This window comes from Burkholderia sp. KCJ3K979, from assembly GCF_016759955.1.
Taxonomy (GTDB): Bacteria; Pseudomonadota; Gammaproteobacteria; order Burkholderiales; family Burkholderiaceae; genus Burkholderia; species Burkholderia orbicola.
Genome location: NZ_JACFYV010000018.1, coordinates 1 through 18736, shown reverse-complemented (window position 1 = coordinate 18736; position 18736 = coordinate 1). Strand labels below are relative to the sequence as shown.

At 64.9% G+C, this 18736-nt stretch carries 20 protein-coding genes; 11 read left to right on the top strand and 9 right to left on the bottom strand.

The window, feature by feature from the left end:
• Positions 1-63 precede the first annotated feature (63 nt).
• A complete protein-coding gene (locus H3O04_RS06915; protein WP_011694537.1) occupies positions 64-711 on the bottom strand; it encodes a GntR family transcriptional regulator in 648 nt (215 codons plus the stop codon).
• 305 nt (positions 712-1016) lie between these two features.
• Between H3O04_RS06915 and H3O04_RS06910 the strand changes: the two genes are divergently transcribed.
• From H3O04_RS06910 to H3O04_RS06870, 9 genes are all read left to right on the top strand, one after another.
• Positions 1017-2138, top strand: coding sequence for a branched-chain amino acid ABC transporter substrate-binding protein (locus H3O04_RS06910; RefSeq protein ID WP_175769446.1), 1122 nt, complete (start codon positions 1017-1019; stop codon positions 2136-2138).
• A gap of 100 nt (positions 2139-2238) precedes the next feature.
• The gene (locus H3O04_RS06905; RefSeq protein ID WP_034174981.1) at positions 2239-2520 is read left to right on the top strand and encodes a hypothetical protein; all 282 of its coding nucleotides are present in this window, start codon (positions 2239-2241) and stop codon (positions 2518-2520) included.
• Positions 2521-2675: 155 nt separating this feature from the next.
• Positions 2676-3635, top strand: a complete 960-nt coding sequence (locus H3O04_RS06900; protein WP_043886952.1) for a chlorinating enzyme — start codon at positions 2676-2678, stop codon at positions 3633-3635.
• 22 nt (positions 3636-3657) lie between these two features.
• Complete coding sequence (locus tag H3O04_RS06895; protein ID WP_023475379.1) at positions 3658-3915, top strand: phosphopantetheine-binding protein; 258 nt, start codon at positions 3658-3660, stop codon at positions 3913-3915.
• Positions 3912-4676, top strand: coding sequence for a thioesterase II family protein (locus tag H3O04_RS06890; protein ID WP_226105452.1), 765 nt, complete (start codon positions 3912-3914; stop codon positions 4674-4676). Before H3O04_RS06895 ends, H3O04_RS06890 begins: the two co-directional genes overlap by 4 nt.
• A gap of 4 nt (positions 4677-4680) precedes the next feature.
• The gene (locus H3O04_RS06885) at positions 4681-6246 is read left to right on the top strand and encodes an amino acid adenylation domain-containing protein (RefSeq protein WP_202587395.1); all 1566 of its coding nucleotides are present in this window, start codon (positions 4681-4683) and stop codon (positions 6244-6246) included.
• A gap of 5 nt (positions 6247-6251) precedes the next feature.
• Positions 6252-6725, top strand: coding sequence for a YbaK/EbsC family protein (locus H3O04_RS06880; RefSeq protein WP_023475376.1), 474 nt, complete (start codon positions 6252-6254; stop codon positions 6723-6725).
• 11 nt (positions 6726-6736) lie between these two features.
• Positions 6737-7879, top strand: coding sequence for an acyl-CoA dehydrogenase family protein (locus H3O04_RS06875; RefSeq protein ID WP_023475375.1), 1143 nt, complete (start codon positions 6737-6739; stop codon positions 7877-7879).
• A gap of 74 nt (positions 7880-7953) precedes the next feature.
• A complete protein-coding gene (locus tag H3O04_RS06870; protein WP_023475374.1) occupies positions 7954-9174 on the top strand; it encodes a cation:proton antiporter in 1221 nt (406 codons plus the stop codon).
• Positions 9175-9372: 198 nt separating this feature from the next.
• On the opposite strand, the gene H3O04_RS06865 is transcribed toward H3O04_RS06870, so the two are convergent.
• A complete protein-coding gene (locus H3O04_RS06865) occupies positions 9373-10065 on the bottom strand; it encodes a glutathione S-transferase (protein ID WP_202587394.1) in 693 nt (230 codons plus the stop codon).
• A 146-nt stretch (positions 10066-10211) separates the two neighbouring features.
• Here H3O04_RS06865 and H3O04_RS06860 point away from each other — a divergent pair, with 146 nt between their 5' ends.
• Positions 10212-10787 (top strand): TetR/AcrR family transcriptional regulator, encoded by a 576-nt coding sequence (locus H3O04_RS06860; protein WP_006479791.1) that lies wholly within the window; start codon positions 10212-10214, stop codon positions 10785-10787.
• 102 nt (positions 10788-10889) lie between these two features.
• Here the strand turns inward: H3O04_RS06860 and H3O04_RS06855 are convergent, their stop codons facing one another.
• The 4 genes from H3O04_RS06855 to H3O04_RS06840 form a co-directional block, all read right to left on the bottom strand.
• Complete coding sequence (locus H3O04_RS06855; protein WP_202587393.1) at positions 10890-11396, bottom strand: GNAT family N-acetyltransferase; 507 nt, start codon at positions 11394-11396, stop codon at positions 10890-10892.
• Positions 11397-11502: 106 nt separating this feature from the next.
• The gene (locus H3O04_RS06850) at positions 11503-11937 is read right to left on the bottom strand and encodes a lysozyme inhibitor LprI family protein (RefSeq protein ID WP_234621348.1); all 435 of its coding nucleotides are present in this window, start codon (positions 11935-11937) and stop codon (positions 11503-11505) included.
• Between the two features lie 96 nt (positions 11938-12033).
• Positions 12034-12603, bottom strand: coding sequence for a YdeI/OmpD-associated family protein (locus tag H3O04_RS06845; protein ID WP_202587410.1), 570 nt, complete (start codon positions 12601-12603; stop codon positions 12034-12036).
• A 96-nt stretch (positions 12604-12699) separates the two neighbouring features.
• The gene (locus H3O04_RS06840) at positions 12700-13827 is read right to left on the bottom strand and encodes an aminotransferase class V-fold PLP-dependent enzyme (protein ID WP_202587392.1); all 1128 of its coding nucleotides are present in this window, start codon (positions 13825-13827) and stop codon (positions 12700-12702) included.
• 276 nt (positions 13828-14103) lie between these two features.
• On the opposite strand from H3O04_RS06840, the gene H3O04_RS06835 reads away from it, so the two are divergent.
• The gene (locus H3O04_RS06835) at positions 14104-15285 is read left to right on the top strand and encodes a serine hydrolase domain-containing protein (RefSeq protein WP_202587391.1); all 1182 of its coding nucleotides are present in this window, start codon (positions 14104-14106) and stop codon (positions 15283-15285) included.
• A gap of 99 nt (positions 15286-15384) precedes the next feature.
• Here the strand turns inward: H3O04_RS06835 and H3O04_RS06830 are convergent, their stop codons facing one another.
• The 3 genes from H3O04_RS06830 to H3O04_RS06820 all read right to left on the bottom strand — a co-directional run bounded on the left by H3O04_RS06830 (position 15385) and on the right by H3O04_RS06820 (position 18470).
• Positions 15385-16557 (bottom strand): FAD-dependent oxidoreductase, encoded by a 1173-nt coding sequence (locus H3O04_RS06830; RefSeq protein ID WP_202587390.1) that lies wholly within the window; start codon positions 16555-16557, stop codon positions 15385-15387.
• Positions 16558-16708: 151 nt separating this feature from the next.
• Complete coding sequence (locus H3O04_RS06825; RefSeq protein WP_202587389.1) at positions 16709-17860, bottom strand: branched-chain amino acid ABC transporter substrate-binding protein; 1152 nt, start codon at positions 17858-17860, stop codon at positions 16709-16711.
• Positions 17861-18278: 418 nt separating this feature from the next.
• Entirely contained in the window at positions 18279-18470 is a 192-nt protein-coding gene (locus H3O04_RS06820) for a CsbD family protein (protein WP_023475363.1), read from the bottom strand.
• Positions 18471-18736: the final 266 nt, after the last annotated feature.

The following is an 18736-nucleotide window of genomic DNA, read 5'->3' as shown; positions in this document are numbered from 1 at the left end:
CCGGCTGCCGCCAACCGGCATCGCCGGCATCGGTTCAGTCGGCGAGGCCCATGCGGCGAAAGCCTACGCCTCCGCGATGGGCACGTTGCGCAACGCCGTGACCAGCTTGCGCCCGGCGTCCTCGATGTGCCGCACGAGGCCCTGGCAGGCGGTCTCCAGGTCGCGGGCACGCAGCGCATCGAGGATGGCCATGTGCTCGGTGCGGCTGTCGCGGCTGTGGCTCATCACGTCGTACTGGAACCGCAAGTACCTTTCCGCCTGCAAATGCAGCCCGTCGAGCGTGACCAGCAGGCGCCGGCGGTTGCCCTTCTCGTAAAGCGTGCGGTGGAACAGCCAGTTCGCCTGGCTCTGTTTCGCGGGGTCGTTGCCGAGGTGTTCGACCTTGTCGATCAGGTCCTCGGCTTCGCCCAGCACGCTCTTGGTCAGGAACGGAAACGCCATTTCGAGCGCGAGCGGCTCCAGGCGCGATCGCATCATCCACAAGTCCTCGGCCTCGGTGGCATGCAGCGGCGCCACCGTCAGGCCGCGCTTGCCCTCCTGCCGGGCGAGCCCGTCGGCTTCCAGGCGCACCAGCGCCTCCCGGATCGGAATCCGGCTCACACCATATCTGACCGAGAGGTTCTCCTGGATCAGCGGCGTTCCAGGCGGCAATTCTCCCCGCAGGATGTCCTCGCGAATCGCTTCCGCGACCAGCGTGTTTGGGGGTCGCAATGCATACCTCCGGCTTGATTTTTTTGACTTGCCAATTGTATCTTGGCACCGATATGCTACCAATGTATCCAAAATACATAATATGGATACATAAGACGATTTGCGGTGTTGCACGTCGTCGTCCTGCACCAGAGCGGCGAAACCCGGGGGGCCAGCAGGCTGCCGACGGGGTCGCGAGCGAGGGGCTGGCGTGATTCAAAACAAGGCACCGGTCAGTTGCCGGGCGTGACGGGAAGTTCTCAACCACACTCGCAGGAGAGCCGCACTTGAAACGAGCACATTTATCCAGCGCACTCAAGCGTTCGCTGAACGCCACGCTTTCGGTGTTGGCGCTTGCCGCCGCGACGGCAGCGAGTGCAGACCCGGTCGTCGTGAAGATCGGCAGCGTCGAGCCGTTGACCGGCGGGATCGCGCATCTTGGTAAAGACAACGAAAACGGCGCGCGCCTCGCGGTGGAGGAAATCAACGCGAAAGGCCTGACGATCGGCGGGCATTCCGTCACGTTGCAGCTCGACGCCCAGGATGACGCAGCCGATCCGCGCACGGCCACGCAAGTGGCCCAGAAGCTCGTCGACGACAAGGTGGTGGCCGTGGTCGGTCACCTGAACTCGGGTACGTCGATCCCGGCCTCGAAGATCTACAGCGAAGCCGGCATCACGCAGATCTCCCCGTCCTCGACCAATCCGGTCTACACGCAGCAGGGCTTCAAGACCACCTTCCGGGTCGTGGCCACCGACGCGCAGCAAGGCCCGGCGCTGGCGAACTATGCGAAGAAGCTGGGCAACATCCATCGTGTGGCGATCGTCGACGATTCGACCGCCTACGGCCAGGGCCTGGCGAACGAATTCGAGAAGCGCGCGAAGGAACTGGGCATCACCGTGCTGTCGCACGATGCCACCAGCGACAAGGCCATCGACTTCCGCTCGGTACTCACCAAGATCAAGGGCGAGACGCCTGACGCGATCATGTACGGCGGCTCGGATTCGACCGGCGGCCCGTTCGCCAAGCAAGCCAAGCAGCTCGGCCTGCGCGCACGCGTCTTCACGGGCGATGGCGTCTGCACGGAATCGTTGGCCAATCTCGCCGGCGATGCGACCGAGAACGTGGTGTGCTCGCAGGCCGGCGCGGCGATCCAGACGATGCCGGGCGGCGAGGCGTTCCAGGCGAAATACAAGAAGCGCTTCGGACAGGTGGTCGAATACGACGCGCCGTTCGCCTATGACGCCGTGTACATCATCGTCGATGCGATGAAGCGGGCGAAATCCACCGACCCCGCCAAGATCCTCGCGCAGATGCCGCCGACCGACTATCACGGCGTGATCGGTGAAACCCAGTTCGATTCGCATGGCGATCTCGCGCATGGCGTGATCTCGCTGTACGTCTACAAGGCAGGCAAGAAGACGTTCCTCGACCAGGTGAAGATGTAAGCAGGCCATTGCCCGGGATCGCGGAATCGAGAAATCGTGCAGGGCGGATTTGTTCAGGCAAAACCCCGGAGCTTTTTGAAGGAGAGCCGTTGTGTCCGTAATGACGTATTTCGAATTCCGCGATCAGCTCAAACGAGCGCGGCTGACCGTGCGGGAATTTGCGAGCCTGGTGAAGATGAATGAAAATTCAATCACCAATTATTCACAAAAAGGTGCTGTGCCGTCTCACCTCGCGGTAATCGCGCTCTTGATGGGCGAAATGGCCGACCATCAAATCGAATTTCGCGATATTATCGATCAAATGGAAATCGAGCAGAAGAAACCGCGCGGCGCGCCGATCAAGTTCGGCATGAGCCACGCCAAGCCGGCCCTGCAGGGCTGAGCAGCTGTAGCGCCTGCGGCTTGCGACATGCATGCCGCAGCGCGAATCAAACTCCCGGATTAAAAACAAAAACGTAACAACAATAAAAGATATTCGCTTTTTTATGTCGCAGTCGAGCAATGCAGTTCCATCTTTCGAGGGCCGTAAAAATAACCATGAACAATACTATCGAGGTACGTAGTACCAGGTTTGCTTTGAGCCAGGAAGAATTGGCAGATTTTCATCGCAACGGCTATATCGGGCCGTTCGATCTTTATCCCAGCGACCAGATGGAAGCCAACCTTCAGGCGCTGCGCCCCAAGCTGCTGAACACCAAAAAGGCCATCTACAGCCAGGAAAAATCGATTTCCGGCGTCACCAATCTGGCCAATTACGATCGCCATCTCGATATCGACTTCCTGGCCTCGCACATCACGCGCCCGGAAATCACCGACCGGGTCGCGAGCATCCTCGGCCCGGACGTACTGTGCTGGCGCTCGGAGTTCTTCCCGAAGTATCCGGGCGACGAGGGCACGGACTGGCATCAGGCCGACAACTTCTCCAACGTGGCCGGCTCCAAGCACCCGCAGATCGTGTGGCCGGAGGATGCGCAATTCGGCGGCACCATCACGGTCTGGTCGGCGTTTACCGACGCCACCATCGAGAACGGCTGCCTGCAGTTCATTCCCGGCACGCATCGCACCATGAACTACGACGAATCGAAGGTCATGGAGTATCGCGAGGACGCCATCAACAACCGGGAAAAACAGGGCGTGCGCCGCGGCTTCTTCGGCTACGACTACCGACAGTTGCAGAAGGACCCGAACTGGAGCCCGGACGAGAGCCAGGCCAAGTCGATGGTCATGCGCCAGGGCCAGTTCATCATCTTCTGGTCGACGCTCATGCACGCGTCGCATCCGCACAGCGGGCTGACCGACAAGATGCGGCTGGGCTTCGCCGCGCGCTATCTGCCCAACTCGGTGCGCGTCTATCCGTATTCCAACACGCTGGAAGAATTCGGCGGCAGCGCCAGTCTCGACAAGTTCGGCTGCGTGCAGGTCGCGGGCCAGGACGCCTTCGGTCACAACCGTTTCGTTACCGAGAACGTCAACGGCTTCCGTTTCCAGGCCAACTAATCCGGCAGGAGCACTAAACACCATGAGCAATCGCAACGATATCACCGACATCGAGGCGTGGCTGGTCGAGGCCTGCGGTGCATTGGGCCTGCGGGTCGAGAACGCCGACAGCGACTTCTTCGCGGCGGGCGGCACCTCCATCACCGCGGTCAAGCTGCTTTCGCGCGTGGAGGAGCGCTTCGGCGAGGATGCGCTGACCCCGGAGGCGCTGTTCGAGCACAGCCGCCTGTCCGACATCGCGAGCCACATCGCGCAACACAGCGAAACGCGCACCTCGTGACGCAGGTGCAAGCCGGCGCGGCCCAGGCACGGTGGTGCCTGGTTCCGCGCCCCGTGGCCGCTCCCCGGCTGCGGTTGATCTGTTTCGCGTATGCGGGCGGCAGCGCCGACCTGTTCCGCAACTGGGTCGAGTACCTCGCCCCGGATGTCGAACTGGTGGCGGTGCGCCTGCCCGGCCGCGGCATGCGCCTGCGCGAGCCGCTGTACGGCGAATGGCCCGCGCTCGTCGAGGATTGCGCGAGCGCGCTCGCGCCGTATCTCGGCGAGCCGCACGCGCTGTTCGGGCACAGCTTCGGCGGCCGTCTCGCCTACGAGATCGCGCAGCGGATGCGCCCGGTGCTGCCGCCGGGCACCTGCCGGGGGCTGTTCATCGGCGGTTGCCGCAGCCCCGACAGTCCGCAGGCGCGGCCTTACCTGCACGAACTGCCGGAGCCCGCGTTCCGCGCCGCGTTGCGCACCATGGGCGGCACGCCGACCGAGGTGCTCGAGGATGAGCGGCTGATGAGCCTGATGCTGCCGATCATGCGCGCCGACATGCGGCTCGCGGAGCTGTGGGGCAACTGGCACCGCACGCCGCTCGACGTACCGCTCCATGTCTACTACGGCCACGCCGATCCGATCGACAGCGAGGCCAGCGTGGCCGGCTGGCGCGGCTTCACCACATCCGGATGCGAGCTGGTCGGGTTCGACGGCGCGCATTTCTTTCTCGATAGCCATCGCGAACCGTTGCTTGCGCACATGGCTACTCGTTTGAGGAGCTAGTTCGATGAAATCGCTTCGCTGCGATGAAGCCGCATGGTCGCTTCACGAGCGGATCAACCAGACGTCCGTGCCGTACCCTGACGACGCGAGCATCGGCGAGTTGTTCGACCGCGCCGTGGCGCGCCGGCCGGAGGCGGCAGCCGTGATCACGGCGAGCCGGATCTGCACCTATCGTGAGCTGGACGACTGCGCCAATGCGCTGGCCTGGCGCCTGATCGACGAGGGCGTGCGCCCCGGCGACGTGGTCGCGCTGGTTCTGCCGCGCGGCGTGGATCTGGTGGCCGCCTTGCTGGCGATCGTCAAGGCCGGCGCGGCCTACCTGCCGCTCGACGCGGCCTGGCCCGCCCAGCGCATCGCGCACCTGATCGAGCAGACCGGCTGCCGCCATGCGTTGTACGGCGCGGCCGGCCCGGCGCCCGCGGCGCTCGGCGCGTGTCGCGCGCTGCCGGTGTCGGTCGACGCGCTCCGCGAGCAAGGCCAACGCGAAGCGCCCCACGGGCGCGCGACGGCGGCCTCGATCGCCTACATCAACTTCACGTCGGGCTCCACCGGTCAACCCAAGGGTGTGCCGATCGAGCATCGAAGCGTCGCGCGGCTGGTCTTCGGCGCGCGTTATGCGCGGCTCGACACGGAAAGCCGCGTGCTGCAGATGGCGCCGGTCACGTTCGATGCCGCGACCTTCGAGATCTGGGGACCGCTGCTCAATGGCGGCGCGTGCGTCGTCTACGAAGACGGCTTCGTGCGCGCGTCGCGCCTGCGCGACCTGATCGAGCGCCACCGGATCAACCTGCTGTTCCTGACCACCGCGCTGTTCAACGCGCTCGTCGACGAAGCGCCGGCGACGCTCGCGAGCGTCGAGACGGTGCTGACCGGCGGCGAGGCCCACTCGCTGCGCCATATGAACGAGGCACTGCGCCGCTACGGCGCGGACCGGATCGTCAGCGTCTACGGTCCGACCGAATGCACGACCTTCACGACCTGGTATCCGGTGCGCGAGATCGGCCCCGACGAAACCATGCTGCCGATCGGCCTGCCGATCCAGAACACGCGCCTCTATGTCGTCGGCCAGGGTGCGCTGTGCCGCGCCGGCGAGCCCGGCGAGATCTGCGTCGCGGGGCCGGGCCTGACGCCCGGCTACCTCGGCATGCCGGAGATCACCCGCGAGCGCTTCGTCGAATACGAGATCGCGGGGCGACGCGAGCGGCTCTACCACACCGGCGATATCGGCTACCTGCGCGAGGACGGCGTGCTGGTGTTCAAGGGGCGCATGGACGACCAGGTCAAGATCAACGGCTTCCGGATCGAATTCGGCGAGATCGCGTTCCATCTGCAGAACCGGCCCGAAGTGCGGCGCAGCTATGTGACCGTGCATGACAACGGCATCGAGAAGCGGCTGGTGGCGTTCGTCGTGCCCAGGAGCGAAGGCAGCGGGGCCGAGCAGATTCGCGCCGCGCTGGCCGAAGTCCTGCCCGCGTACATGGTGCCGGCACAAATCCATCTTTGCGACGAACTGCCGATCTCGGCCAACGGCAAGATCGATCATCGACATCTGAAACAGACACTGGAGTGACAAGCATGAGCCTGAGCAAACGCGCCCAATATTTCCAGGATCTGCTGGCGGATCGCGGCCTGCAGATGGAAGTCCTCGAACTGCCCGCCTCCACGCGCACCGCCGACGACGCCGCGCGCACGCTCGGCTGCCAGAAGGCGCAGATCGTCAAGTCGCTGGTATTTCGCTCGCTGGCCGACAACCGGCCGGTGGTGGTGCTCGCCAGCGGGCCGAATCGCGTGAACGAGGCGGCGATTTCCGAATTGATCGGCGCGCAGATCGTCAAGGGCGATGCCGACTTCGTGAAGGAAACCACCGGCTTCGCGATCGGCGGCGTGCCGCCGTTCGGCCACCGGGAGGAAGTTGCGCTGCTGGTGGACGAGGACCTGCTCCAGTTCGACGAACTGTGGGCGGCGGCCGGTACGCCGAGCGCGGTGTTCAAGATCGCCGGCCGCTTCACCGACGTGCTGCCCGCGCATCGCGTGGTCTCGGTGAAGTAACGAGGCTGCCCATGTCCAGTCCCTATCCGGACGAGTCGTATCGCGGCCTCGCGGCCGAGCTGCGCGAGCGCCTGCAGGCCTGCCTGCTGCCCGAAGCCGACGGCGCCGAGGCGCGCGGCCATCTTCCGCGCGCCATCTGGCCGGCGCTGGCCGCCGAGGGCTGGCTGGACCTGCCGCTGGCGGGCGAAGGCTTCGTGCGCAGCGCCGTGTTCCTGGAGGAGCTGGGACGCCTCGGGTATGCGGGCGTGCGCGCCTCGATCGGCGTGCATGCGTTCATGGCGGCTTCCTACCTCGCCTGGTTCGGCGACGACGCCCAGCGCGAACGCTATCTGGCGAGGATGCGCGACGGCACGGCCGTGGCGGCGCTCGCCATCACCGAGGATCAGGCCGGCAGCGACCTGAGCGACCTGCAATGCAGCGCCGCGGCGAGCGGCGACGGCTGGCGCGTGAACGGCACGAAACGCTTCGTCTCCAACGGCTCGCAGGCCACGCTGATCGTCGCGCTGGTCCGCAGCAACGCGCGGCGCCACGCGCTGGGCGGTTGCAGCCTGCTGGTCGTGGATGCCGAGGCGCCCGGCGTCACGCGCACGCCGCTGAACCTGCTGGGCTGGCGCAGCGCCGATGTCTGCGACATCCGCTTCGAGGACGTCGCGGTGCCGCGCGAGAACACGCTCGGCAAGCCCGACAAGGCGTTCACCTACCTGATGCGATGCCTCGACTTCGAGCGCATGGTGGCAGGCATGCTCGCGCTCGGTGGCGCGGGATGCAGCATCCGGCTGATGAATCGCTTCGTGCGCCAGCGCGTGGTGCGCGGCGCGCCGCTGAGCGCGAACCAGACGATCCGGCACGAACTGGTCGAATTGATCGCCGAATTGCGGCTGTTGCGCCATTTCGCTTATCAGCTGGTGCAGCAATACGTGGGCGGCAGGCTCGGCAGCGGCGACGCGTCGATCCTGAAGCTGCGCAGCACCGAGCTGGCGAAGCGAGCGGCGCATCTGTGCGCGCAATTTCACGGCGCGCGCGGCTACCTGTCGGAATCCGATGTCGCGCGGCTCTATCGCGACGCGACCGCCGGCACGATCGCCGCCGGCGCCAGCGAACTGGTGCGCGAAATCATCTTCGACAGCGTCGATTCGGAAGCGCTGCTCGACTGAACCCACTGCCGCGCGCCCCCGCAGGGCCGCACGGTCGCGAAACGATTTTTCCCTTCTTCCTCAAGGAACACGTGATGTGGCTGATACAAGTGGCGCTCGTCGTTCTGGTCTGTAACGGCTGCGGCGCGATCGCGGAGCGGCTCGGACAATGCAAGGTGATCGGCGAGATCGCCGGCGGCATCCTGCTCGGCCCGCTCGCGCTCGGCGTCGTCACGCCGTCGCTCTATCACGAGCTGTTCACGCCCGACAACACCTCGGCGATCAGTCGTATCGGCGAGATCGGCCTCGCGTTGCTGATGTTCGAGATCGGCCTCGACGTGCGCCTGCCGGCGCAACGCGCGCTGCTCGGCCCGGTGCTGATCGCCGTGCCGGGCATGCTGCTGCCGTTCGGCGGGGGGCTGACGGTGGGCTGGCTCGCCCACGACGTCCTGGCGCCGCAGCAGCCGTTCTGGCCGTTCGTGTTGTTCTGCGGCGTGGCGCTGTCGGTATCGGCCGTACCGGTGATGGCGCGCATCGTGACCGACCTGAATCTCACGCGGCATGCCGGCGCCGCGTCGGCGCTGTCGGCGGCGATGGTCGGCGACCTGCTCGGCTGGGGCGCGCTCTCGCTGCTCGTCTGCCTGTCGCACAACGCCGCCGGATGGCGCGCCCTCGCCGTCAACGTCGTGCTGCTCGCCGCCTACGTGGCGCTACTCGTGATCGCGGCCAAGGGTGTGCTGCTGCGCGTGGTCGGGCGCTCGCTTGCGCAGGGCTGGTCGCGCGACACGGTGGCGATCCTGGTCGCCTCGGTGCTGGTGTCGGGGTGGATCACCTCGCAGCTCGGTTTCCATAGCGCGTTCGGCGCGCTGCTGATCGGCATGCTGCTGCGCGACGTACCGAGCGTGCGCGAGCAGTTCGACCGCCTGCTGGGCGGCTTCCTGCATACCATCCTGATGCCGATCTTCTTCGCCTGCGCGGGCCTGAACCTGCAGTTCTTCGACGTCACCGCCCATGCGCAATGGCTCTGGCTGCTGGCCTTCATCGTGGTCGGCTTCGCGGGAAAATACCTGGGCGTGTTCGCCGGCGCGCGACTGACGGGACACACGAGCGGCGACGCGACGGTGATCGCCACGCTGATGAACGCGCGCGGCCTGATGGAACTGGTCTTCCTGTCGATCGGGCTGCAACTGCGCATCCTGCCGCAGAACGTCTACACGATGCTGGTGATCTTCGCGCTGTTCACCACCGCGATCACCGCGCCGCTGTTGCGCCACCACCTGCGCCCGGTGGCGGGCGGCGCGACGGAATCGGTGTAGGGCGAGGCGACGGCCAAGGCTCAGTGCAGACTACGGCGCCCGCCACTCTGGCCGACTCAACGGAACGGGATTTCATGCCGTATGACAGCGATTACTTCATATAACGAAGCGTCGCCTGCCACGCCCGCGCCGTTCAATGTGTGCCGTGCAGGGGCTGCGTGAACCCCCTGCCCGTTATCGACCGGCGGCCGCGCCAGATCAAGTCAGGTTGGCAAACACCGGCTGGTTCCTGACGCTCTCACGCTGGCGCATTCTCGCGTACCAGGCTCGAAGCGCCTCGCACTCCTCGGGCACCGGCAGCTTCACAAGCATCGCAAAGATCAGACCGCCGATGACGGTGATGTCGGCCATCGAGAACGCCTCGCCCGCGACATACGGCTGGCTTTGCAGAATGGCATCGAAGTAGCGCATGCCCCTCAGCGCCTTGTCGCGTTGGCGGAACCCCCATTCCGGGTTTTGATACGTCTCGACGTCGGGGCCCAACCCCGGCGTGCCGTGATGGAAATAGACGCTGATGGCATCGAGCAGCTCCAGCTCGGCGCGCTTGCTCATCATGTGGATGATGCCCTTTTCGCGTGGCGTGCTGCCGGTGAGCGTGGGCGCGCCATCGAGCGCGTCGAGGTATTCGGTAATGGCCGTGCACTCGGCAATACAGGTGCCATCATCGAGCTCCAGCACCGGCAACGTACCCGAATAATTCTTGCCGGCGATGAACTCGGGCTTTTTGTGCTCGCCCTTGTAAAGATCGACCATCACGAACTCGACGCGCGATTGCAGCCCTTTTTCGGCCAGCGCGATACGCACGCGGGTCGGATAGGGCCCTGTCGGGAAATCGTGGATCTTCATCAGGGGCAGTCGGGCTGCATCGAAATCGACGTTGCTGGAAGTCATTGCGGGGCGCTCCGTAGTCGGTTGCACTGGGTCGGACGACGTGAAAACCAGGTCGCCCACGAATCTACCTAACGTTTGTTAGGTTAACCATATAAGGTACAATCCGGGGTGTCAACACCCCTTTCCCGTGCGCGGAGACTGAAGCAGTGACGAACGACGCGAGCTCGAACTCGAGAGAAAGAATCCTGGCGGCCGCCACGAGGCTCGCGCAGACGCACGGCTACGGCGGGTTGAACTATCGGGATCTCGCCAGCGAGGTGGGGATCAAGGCCGCGAGCATCTACCACCACTTCGAAAGCAAGGCCGATCTTGGCGCAGCGGTAGCGAGGCGCTATTGGGAGAACTCGGCGGCGGCGCTGGACGACATGCTGGCCAACTCGCGCGATCCGCTGGATTGCCTGCGTCGCTATCCGGATACCTTCCGCAAGGCGCTCGAGACCGGCAACCGCCTGTGCCTTTGCAGCTTCATGGCCGCCGAAACCGACGATCTGCCGGAAGTCGTGATGAAAGAAGTCCTGGCCTTCGCCGACGTGAATGTCGCGTGGCTGAGCAAGGCTCTGTCCGCGGCGGCCGTGGTCGGCGCCCGGGAGTGCAAACAGCGGGCACGGGCCATCTTCGCGGCCATCGCCGGCGCGCAGCTCATCGCGCGGAGTCGCGCCGATCTCTCGCTCTATGACGCGCTGATCGACAATTATCGTAAAGCGGGGCTGTTGCCTGCGTAGCAGGGCAACGGTGACGCGGCGTCGAGTGACGTCGAACGTTCGCGAACGCGCGATGGTCAATCGTGCGACCCACTGGCAGCGTTTGCAGACGGACCGCCGCGATCACCGGCTGGCCGAAGCGACAGGTTTTTCGTACAGGGACCAGACAATACCGTCCGTTTTCAATCCGACGCGGACAAAGCGCAGCGACTCGTAGTAAGCGCAGAGCTTCGTGTTTTCGGCGCCGCAGTCGAGTCGAAGCAAACGCCGGTTCAAGCGGCTCACCTCATGAGCGCACCAGTCGAGCATGAAGCCGCCGAGCCCGAGCCCGTTGAAACCTCGCCGCACGCAAAGCCCATGCACGTAACCGGCGATCGGCGCTTGCGGCCCCCAGTGCCTGTCCTCGTCGAAGTCGAGCGAGAACGTGCCGACCAGCGCGCCATCCTGTTCGACGACGTACACGGCTTTCTCGGCGACATGGTTTCGCACCCACCGCTCGGAAAAACCGTCGCCTTCCCTGCCCCACACGTAGTCGCCGTGCGCGACTTTCCTGGCATGTGCATCGTTCCGGATCTGTGTCAGCACCGGGACATCGTCTGCCGTCGCTCTGCGGACGTTCTTTGAGATCATCGCTCGCTTCTCCGTTATGTCGGAGCTACCATGCTGGTGCACCACGTGACTGCGCTGACTCTAGCCGCGCGCCCGGCACTCATGGCTGTCTTTATCTAGCGCTGCGCTAATCATGACTCACTTGCTTGAGCCACGCGTTCAATTCACGCGTACGATCCCGTGTTCTATCGATTTCGCAAGTCAGTAGATCAAGATTACGATCCGCGCCTGCCTCGTTTATCAGATACCAAGCGGAACACTCGTCGTCGATGAAACGGAGCCATTGCCGCTGTGCCGCGACAAATTTCACCTTGAGTGCCGGATAGTCGACGTACTCGTCACGTGGCCGAGACAGCGACTTCAGAACCTTTTGGTAAGTACGGTTCAATTCGCCATCGACTCGCTGCAACTCATCTTGACTACGCTGCAGCAAGCACTCGGGAGCCACGCTATCCGGTGCGCAGCTCTGTGCTTGCGCAGCGGTGAACCACGACAACGTCAGCGCCATGACGACGCCGAGCGCCGCGCGACGCGGGCTGAACGCCGATGCGCGGATATGCATTCTTGCTCCCATTCCTGTTTTCCCGTTCATACGGCGACCGGAACATTTCCCGCGTCGATCGGGTTCGACAAAATCTCCGTCAGAAACCCCACTCATCTACGGATGAAACGTCTCGCCCCGCTTCAGCATGTCGATGAATTCCGCGATTTTGCGTGCCCGTGTTTCAGGCTTCCTGGCGTGCTGTATCCGGAACAGGATCGCATAGCGATTACGGCTGTTCAGCGTCGCAAAAAATTTCGCGGCTTTCGGATTGGCGTCCAGAGCCGCCTGCAAGTCATCAGGCACGATCGAATTGCTGGCCGACGTATAGGCAGCCTCCCAGCGGCCGTCTTGTTTGGCCTTCTCGATTTGACGCAGGCCGGCCGGGCGCATCCTGCCGGCGACGATCAGCGCTTCGGCCTTGTCCTTGTTGATTTTGGACCAGATGCTCTTCGCCGAACGCGGGGTAAAGCGTTGTAACCAGTATTGCTCGCTCTCGGCCTTCTTCTGACCATCGATCCAGCCGTGGCAGAGGGCGCTTTCCACCGCCTCTTCATAGGTGACGGTTCGCTGCCCCGCGCCTTTTTTCGCGAGCCGCAGCCATGCTCCGGTCGACGTGCCGCCGTTTTGCTCCAACCAGCTTTCCCATTCAGCCTGACTGGCAAACGTCAGAACGCCTTCGGTCATGTCACGATCCAGAATGGTTGCGTTTTCAACGACTAAAAAGCCGCCGCTCAACGAATGAGCGGCGGCCACCAAAACACTCCACCCCGCAAAACCGCGTCAAACAATCCGGTTCAACGCATCGGCAAACCGCTTCACCGCGCCATCGACATCATGCAGCTTGTCGAGACCGAACAACCCGAGCCGGAACGTCTTGAAGTCCTCCGGCTCGTCGCATTGCAACGGCACGCCCGCCGCGATCTGCAAACCGACATCGGCGAATTTCTTCCCGGTGCGAATCCCGTCATCGTCCGTGTAGCTCACCACGACACCCGGCGCCTCGAACCCTTTCGCGGCCACGCTCCTGAACCCCTTCTCCGTCAGCAGCGCACGAATGCGCTCGCCGAGCTCGAGCTGTTCCGCCTTCACCTTGTCGAAGCCGTATGCGTCGGTTTCCTTCATCACGTCGCGCAGCGTCGTGAGGCTGTCCGTGGGCATCGTCGCGTGATACGCGAACCCGCCGCCCTCGTACGCTTCCATGATCTGCAGCCACTTGCGCAGATCGCACGCGAAGCTGGTGCTGGTCGTCGCATCGATACGCTCGCGTGCGAGCGGGCTCAACATGACCATCGCGCAGCACGGCGACGCGCTCCAGCCCTTTTGCGGCGCACTGATCAGGATATCGACGCCGCTCGCCTGCATGTCGACCCACACGGTGCCGGACGCGATGCAATCCAGCACGAACATGCCGCCGACCGCATGCACGGCATCGGCCACCGCGCGCAGGTACGCATCGGGCAGCATGATCCCGGACGCGGTTTCGACGTGCGGCGCGAACACGAGATCGGGTTTGTTTTCCTTGATCGCGGCGACCACTTCGTCGATCGGCGCCGGCACATAGGCCGCCTGCCTGCCCGCTTCGACCGGGCGCGCCTTCAGCACCGTCGTCTCGGACGGAATGCTGCCCATGTCGAAGATCTGCGACCAGCGAAAGCTGAACCAGCCGTTGCGGATCACGAGGCATTTCTTGTTCGTCGCGAACTGTCGCGCCACGGCTTCCATGCCGAACGTCCCGCTGCCCGGAACGATCGCGACCGATTTCGCGTTGTAGACTTTTTTCAGCGTGGCGGAGATGTCGCGCATGACGCCCTGGAAGCGCTGCGACATATGGTTGACCGAGCGATCGGTGTACACCACCGAATATTCGAGGAGCCCCTCGCGGTCAACATCGGGAAGTAAACCTGGCATGCTCGCCTCCGGTGAAAGATGAACGATGGAATCAGGACAAGCAGCGTCTTCGATTCGATACTGCTCTGCACCATGCAAATGCGTCATTTCCTCGACGAAAGCAGATTCTAACGAACGCCAACGGACGATTGGCGCCTATTTTGTCGGCCGCCGGGGTCGGTGTTCGCCCATGCCGGCCCATGCCGCGCCCATCGCCCTGTTCGGAGTAAGGGTTAACGACGCGTGCGGCAACCGCCTCATAACATGTCGACCAGGCCCTTCACGACGGAAACTTCGATGACCTCCTCTCCCGCATCGTCACTGCAGTCGTCCACCGATCCGGCGCTCGCCGCGCGCATCGACACGGCCCTGTCCCGCCAGCTCGACACGCAGCGTCTGGTCGGCGCGGTCGTCCTCGTCGCCCGCGACGGCGAGCTCGTCTATCGCCGCGCGGCCGGGTTCGCGGATCGCGAATCGCGTACGCCGATGCGCGAGGACACGCTGTTCCGGCTCGCATCGGTGACGAAGCCGATCGTGTCGGCAGCCGCGATGGCGCTCGTCGCGCAACGCAAGCTGTCGCTCGACGAAGACATCGCGCGCTGGCTGCCCGAATTCCGTCCGGCGCTGCCCGACGGCCGCGTGCCGACGATCACGGTGCGCCAGTTGCTCGTGCATACCGCCGGCCTCGACTATCGTTTCAACGAAACCGACGCGAACGGCCCCTATGCGCGTGCAGGTGTCTCCGACGGGCTCGATGGCGCATCGATCACGCTCGCCGAAAACCTGCGCCGGATCGCGAGCGTGCCGCTGCTGTTCGCGCCCGGCACCAGCTGGAACTATTCGCTGTCGATCGACGTCATCGGTGCGCTGATCGAAGCCGTCTGCGGCGTGCCGCTCGCCGATGCGATCGATGCGCTCGTGCTGCGCCCGCTCGGTGCGCGCGACACGAGCTTCGTCGCACGCGATCCGGCGCGGCTCGCCACGCCGTACGTGAACGACACGCCGCAGCCGCACCGGCTCGCCGAGAACGAGACGGTGCCCATCGACGAAGGGTTCGTCGGCGTCACGTACTCGCCGTCGCGCGCGCTGAATGCACACGCGTTCCCGTCGGGCGGCGCCGGGATGGTCGGCACCGCGGGCGACGTGCTGACGGTGCTGGACACGCTGCGCGCGGGCGGCGGCACGATCCTGCCGGCTGAGCTGGTCGACGAGATGGGCCGCGTACAGACCGGCGATCGGGAATTGCCGGACCTCCCCGGCGCGGGCTTCGGGATCGGCTTCTCGGTGCTGCGCGACCCGCGGGCGGCCGCATCGCCGGAATCCGTCGGCACGTGGCGCTGGGGCGGCGTCTACGGTCATTCGTGGTTCGTCGACCGCGCACGCGGGCTCACCGTCGTGTCGCTGACGAACACGCTCTACGAAGGGATGAACGGGCAGTACACGCTCGATCTGCGTGATGCCGTCTACGACGCGCGATAACCCGCCCGCGCAACGAAAAAAGGCCCGACAAGCGTCGGGCCAACGGGTTTGAGACACTAGGAGAATCCCGCCCACCCCATACCGGGCGGTCACGCCGCGCTACACGACGTTCTTTTCGACGATCGGCCGGTTTTCGAGCACGCGCGCCCAGCCGAGCGACGACAGGTCGAGCGTGTCGTAACGCCCGCCCAGAATGAGTTCGCTGACGCCCCGCCCCGTCGCCGGTCCTTGCTGCAGCCCGTGGCCGCTGTAGCCGTTCGCGAACACGACGTTGTCGAGTTCGGGGTGGTAGCCGATGATCGCGTTGTGATCGAACACGTTGTACTCGTAGTAACCGGACCAGCAATTCTCGACGCGCAGCGCCTCGAATTCCGGCACGCGGTGCGCGAGCGTCGGCCAGATCACGTCGTCGAACAGGTCGTGGTCGACTTCGTCGAGCGGCAGGTCGTCCGGGTCGCGATCCGGGCTCGGCGACGTGCCGCAGATATACGTGCGCCCTTCCGGCCGGAAATACACGCCGGTCGGATCGATCAGCAGCGGGCAATCGGCGAGCTTCGCCGGCGACGACACGTTGAAGATGCTGCGCCGCCGCGCATACACGGGAATGTCGATGCCCATCATCGACGACAGCGTGCGCGTCCATGCGCCGGCCGCGTTGATGAGCGTGTCGCACGCGTAACGCTCGCCGTCGCCCGTCACGACATGCGTGATCCTGCGGCCGTCGCGCACCACGTCCTTCACGTCGGCCGGCACGTAGCGCGCGCCGAGCGCCTGCGCCTTCTTGCGCAGCGCCTGCACGAGCCCGTAGCCGTCGAACCAGCCTTCGCCGCTCACGCCGTACGCGCCCGACACGAGATCGTCGACGTTCAGCCACGGAAACTTCGCGCGCAGCGCGTCGCCGTCCATCAGCCGGATATCGGCGCCGAGGCGCGTCTGCAGCGCATGGTTCTCGCGCAGCGTCGCGTCGCCGGCCGGCGTCGCGAGGAACAGGTAACCGCCTTCGTGCAGATCGATCGACGGCCGGTTGCCGTCCACTTCGAGCCGCTCGCCGATCGTGCGCAGGAACTCGATGCCGAACAGCGACATCTCGATCGACAGCGGCGTGGAGAACTGCTGGCGAATCGACGCGGCCGACAGCGCCGACGACGATCTGGCATAGGTGGGGTCGCGCTCGATGACGGTCACGGCGACCGTGGGATCGGTGGCGCGCAGGAAATAAGCGATCGAGCTGCCGATCACACCACCGCCGACGATGACGACTTGAGAACTCACGACTGACTCCGGTTGCACGTAAAAGGCTCAGGGCCTGTGGGTGATTCGCGCCGCGACTCGCGCGGCGTGCCGCGGGCAGGCTTCGTGGACGATCGCTTCGGCTATTTCAGCACGTCCGGCATCGCCGCGAAAGCCCGCGCGCGGGTTGCGTTCAGTCCGCCGACTGGGTCGTGACGGGCTGCCACGCGGCGTTCTTCACTTCATACAGCGTCGAGCTCGGATTCTTCAGGTCGCCCGTGTTCGTGAACGCGATGGTGCCCGTGATGCCGTCGTAGCGCGTGCCCTTCAGCGCGCCGTTGAAATCGGCCGGCTTCGTCGAGTTCGCCTTCTGCATCGCGTTGATCGCGATCCACGTCGCGTCGTACGCGAACGGCGCATACGCGAGCATGTCGACGCCGTACTTCTGCTTGAATTTCGTTTCGAACAGCTTGCCCTTCGCGAGACGCGACAGCGGCTGCCCGTATTCCCACACCGATGCGCCTTCGGCCGCATTGCCGGCCAGCTTGATGAAGTTCGCGTTCATCACGCCGCCGCCCGCGAGGAACTGCGCGCGGATGCCGAGCTGGCGCATGCGCTTCACGAGCATCGCGGCCTGTGCATCGAGGCCGCCGAAGAACACGAGATCGGCGTTGGTGCTCTTGATCTTCGTGAGCTGCGCGCTGAAGTCGACGGCCTTGTCGTTCGTGAATTCGCGCGTGACGATCGTGCCGCCGTTCGCCTTCACGGCCTTCTCGAATTCGTCGGCTTCGCCCTGGCCGAACGCGGTGCGATCGTCGATGATCGCGATGCGCTTCGCCTTCGTCACGCTCGCGGCGTACGCACCGGCGTTGCCCGCGTTTTGCGTATCGGTCGCGATCACGCGGTACACGGTGCCGAGCCCGGCGCGCGTGATGTCGGGATTGGTCGCCGACGGCGTGATCATCGGAATGCCGGCCTTCGCGTAGATCTTCGACGCGGGCAGCGTCGTGCCCGAATTGAAGTGGCCGATCACGACGGCCACCTGCGTGTCGGCGAGTTGCTGCGCGGCCTGCACGCCGGTGCGCGGATCGCTCTGATCGTCCTGCGACGCGATGACGAACTTCACCGGCTTGCCGCCGACCATCGTGCGCGCGGCATTCGCTTCGTCGACCGCCATGCGCACGCCGTTCTCGATGTCCTTGCCGTAGGCGGCGCCGCCGCCCGTCAGCGGGCCGGCCACGCCCACCTTGACGATCGTCTCCTGCGCATGGGCCGCGCCCGTCTGGAACGCGAGAAGCGCGGCGGTCAGGGCGACGCCGGAAAGCGAACGAATGTGGAACGTCATGGCTGTCCTTCTGCTGGGGATCGGGATGCAACGCGCGATCGGCGCGCGTCGGCAACCTCCTGCGCGCCGGCGATGGCGTGCGCCGCCGAGGCGCCATGCGCCCGACCGGCTGGCCGTTCACCGTGGTTCCGTCTCCGAAGAACCTTTCATCGCGAAAGAGGTAAATGGATTGTGGGTAGCCAATACCCGTGCAGCAAACGAAATATCGGAACTATGTTGTGAGATTTGGTCATCAAGTTCCGTGGTCATGGCCGCTCCGCGGCCCGTACGACGGTGAGCCGGGATGGAAGTCCGCGGCAGGAGACAGCGGCTGCGCCGCCGGGTCGGGGCCGGTCGTGGTCATGCCGGCAACGCATCATCGTTGCGATGCCGGCCCGGCCGGCCTTCGCGACGCCCCTTGCGGGCGCCGCGTCATCGGTCAGTGCCGATCGGTGCCCGTGTGGTTGCGCACCGCATCGGCCGCCTCGCCGGCCTTCTCCTGAAGCTTGCCGGCCTGCTGTTCGGCCACGCCTTCCGCTTCGGTCTCGCGGTCGCCCGTCACCTTGCCGAGTGCTTCCTTGACCGAACCCCTGACCTGTTTGAGCTTGCCTTCGATGCGATTCCTGTCCATGGTCATCTCCTGCGATGGTTTGAGGGAGAGCCGGCGATGCGGCGCCTTCCGTCGCACCGCCGAGTGGACAGGATCGCAAGCGGGGCGCCGCGCGAGGTAGATGCGGATGCACCAATCCACATGGTGCATTCGTACCGCCGCGCTTGTATGTTCAGTACTGACCAGTACGGTAAAGTCTGGTGGTAGCCAGACGAGACCGTGCAGTTTGCCCCGCGCTTGGGTGTTGGAGCCCGTGACTGAGTACAAAACGCACGGTTGCCGTGCTG

Excerpts from the sequence above, each read along its gene's own strand:
- H3O04_RS06835 (WP_202587391.1), top strand. The coding sequence starts at position 14,104 with ATGACCTCCTCTCCCGCATCGTCACTGCAGTCGTCCACCGATCCGGCG.
- H3O04_RS06820 (WP_023475363.1), bottom strand. The coding sequence starts at position 18,470 with ATGGACAGGAATCGCATCGAAGGCAAGCTCAAACAGGTCAGGGGTTCG.
- H3O04_RS06870 (WP_023475374.1), top strand. The coding sequence starts at position 7,954 with ATGTGGCTGATACAAGTGGCGCTCGTCGTTCTGGTCTGTAACGGCTGC.
- H3O04_RS06855 (WP_202587393.1), bottom strand. The coding sequence starts at position 11,396 with ATGATCTCAAAGAACGTCCGCAGAGCGACGGCAGACGATGTCCCGGTG.
- H3O04_RS06875 (WP_023475375.1), top strand. The coding sequence starts at position 6,737 with ATGTCCAGTCCCTATCCGGACGAGTCGTATCGCGGCCTCGCGGCCGAG.
- H3O04_RS06895 (WP_023475379.1), top strand. The coding sequence starts at position 3,658 with ATGAGCAATCGCAACGATATCACCGACATCGAGGCGTGGCTGGTCGAG.
- H3O04_RS06905 (WP_034174981.1), top strand. The coding sequence starts at position 2,239 with ATGACGTATTTCGAATTCCGCGATCAGCTCAAACGAGCGCGGCTGACC.
- H3O04_RS06865 (WP_202587394.1), bottom strand. The coding sequence starts at position 10,065 with ATGACTTCCAGCAACGTCGATTTCGATGCAGCCCGACTGCCCCTGATG.
- H3O04_RS06825 (WP_202587389.1), bottom strand. The coding sequence starts at position 17,860 with ATGACGTTCCACATTCGTTCGCTTTCCGGCGTCGCCCTGACCGCCGCG.
- H3O04_RS06845 (WP_202587410.1), bottom strand. The coding sequence starts at position 12,603 with ATGACCGAAGGCGTTCTGACGTTTGCCAGTCAGGCTGAATGGGAAAGC.
- H3O04_RS06840 (WP_202587392.1), bottom strand. The coding sequence starts at position 13,827 with ATGCCAGGTTTACTTCCCGATGTTGACCGCGAGGGGCTCCTCGAATAT.
- H3O04_RS06850 (WP_234621348.1), bottom strand. The coding sequence starts at position 11,937 with ATGCATATCCGCGCATCGGCGTTCAGCCCGCGTCGCGCGGCGCTCGGC.
- H3O04_RS06880 (WP_023475376.1), top strand. The coding sequence starts at position 6,252 with ATGAGCCTGAGCAAACGCGCCCAATATTTCCAGGATCTGCTGGCGGAT.
- H3O04_RS06885 (WP_202587395.1), top strand. The coding sequence starts at position 4,681 with ATGAAATCGCTTCGCTGCGATGAAGCCGCATGGTCGCTTCACGAGCGG.
- H3O04_RS06900 (WP_043886952.1), top strand. The coding sequence starts at position 2,676 with ATGAACAATACTATCGAGGTACGTAGTACCAGGTTTGCTTTGAGCCAG.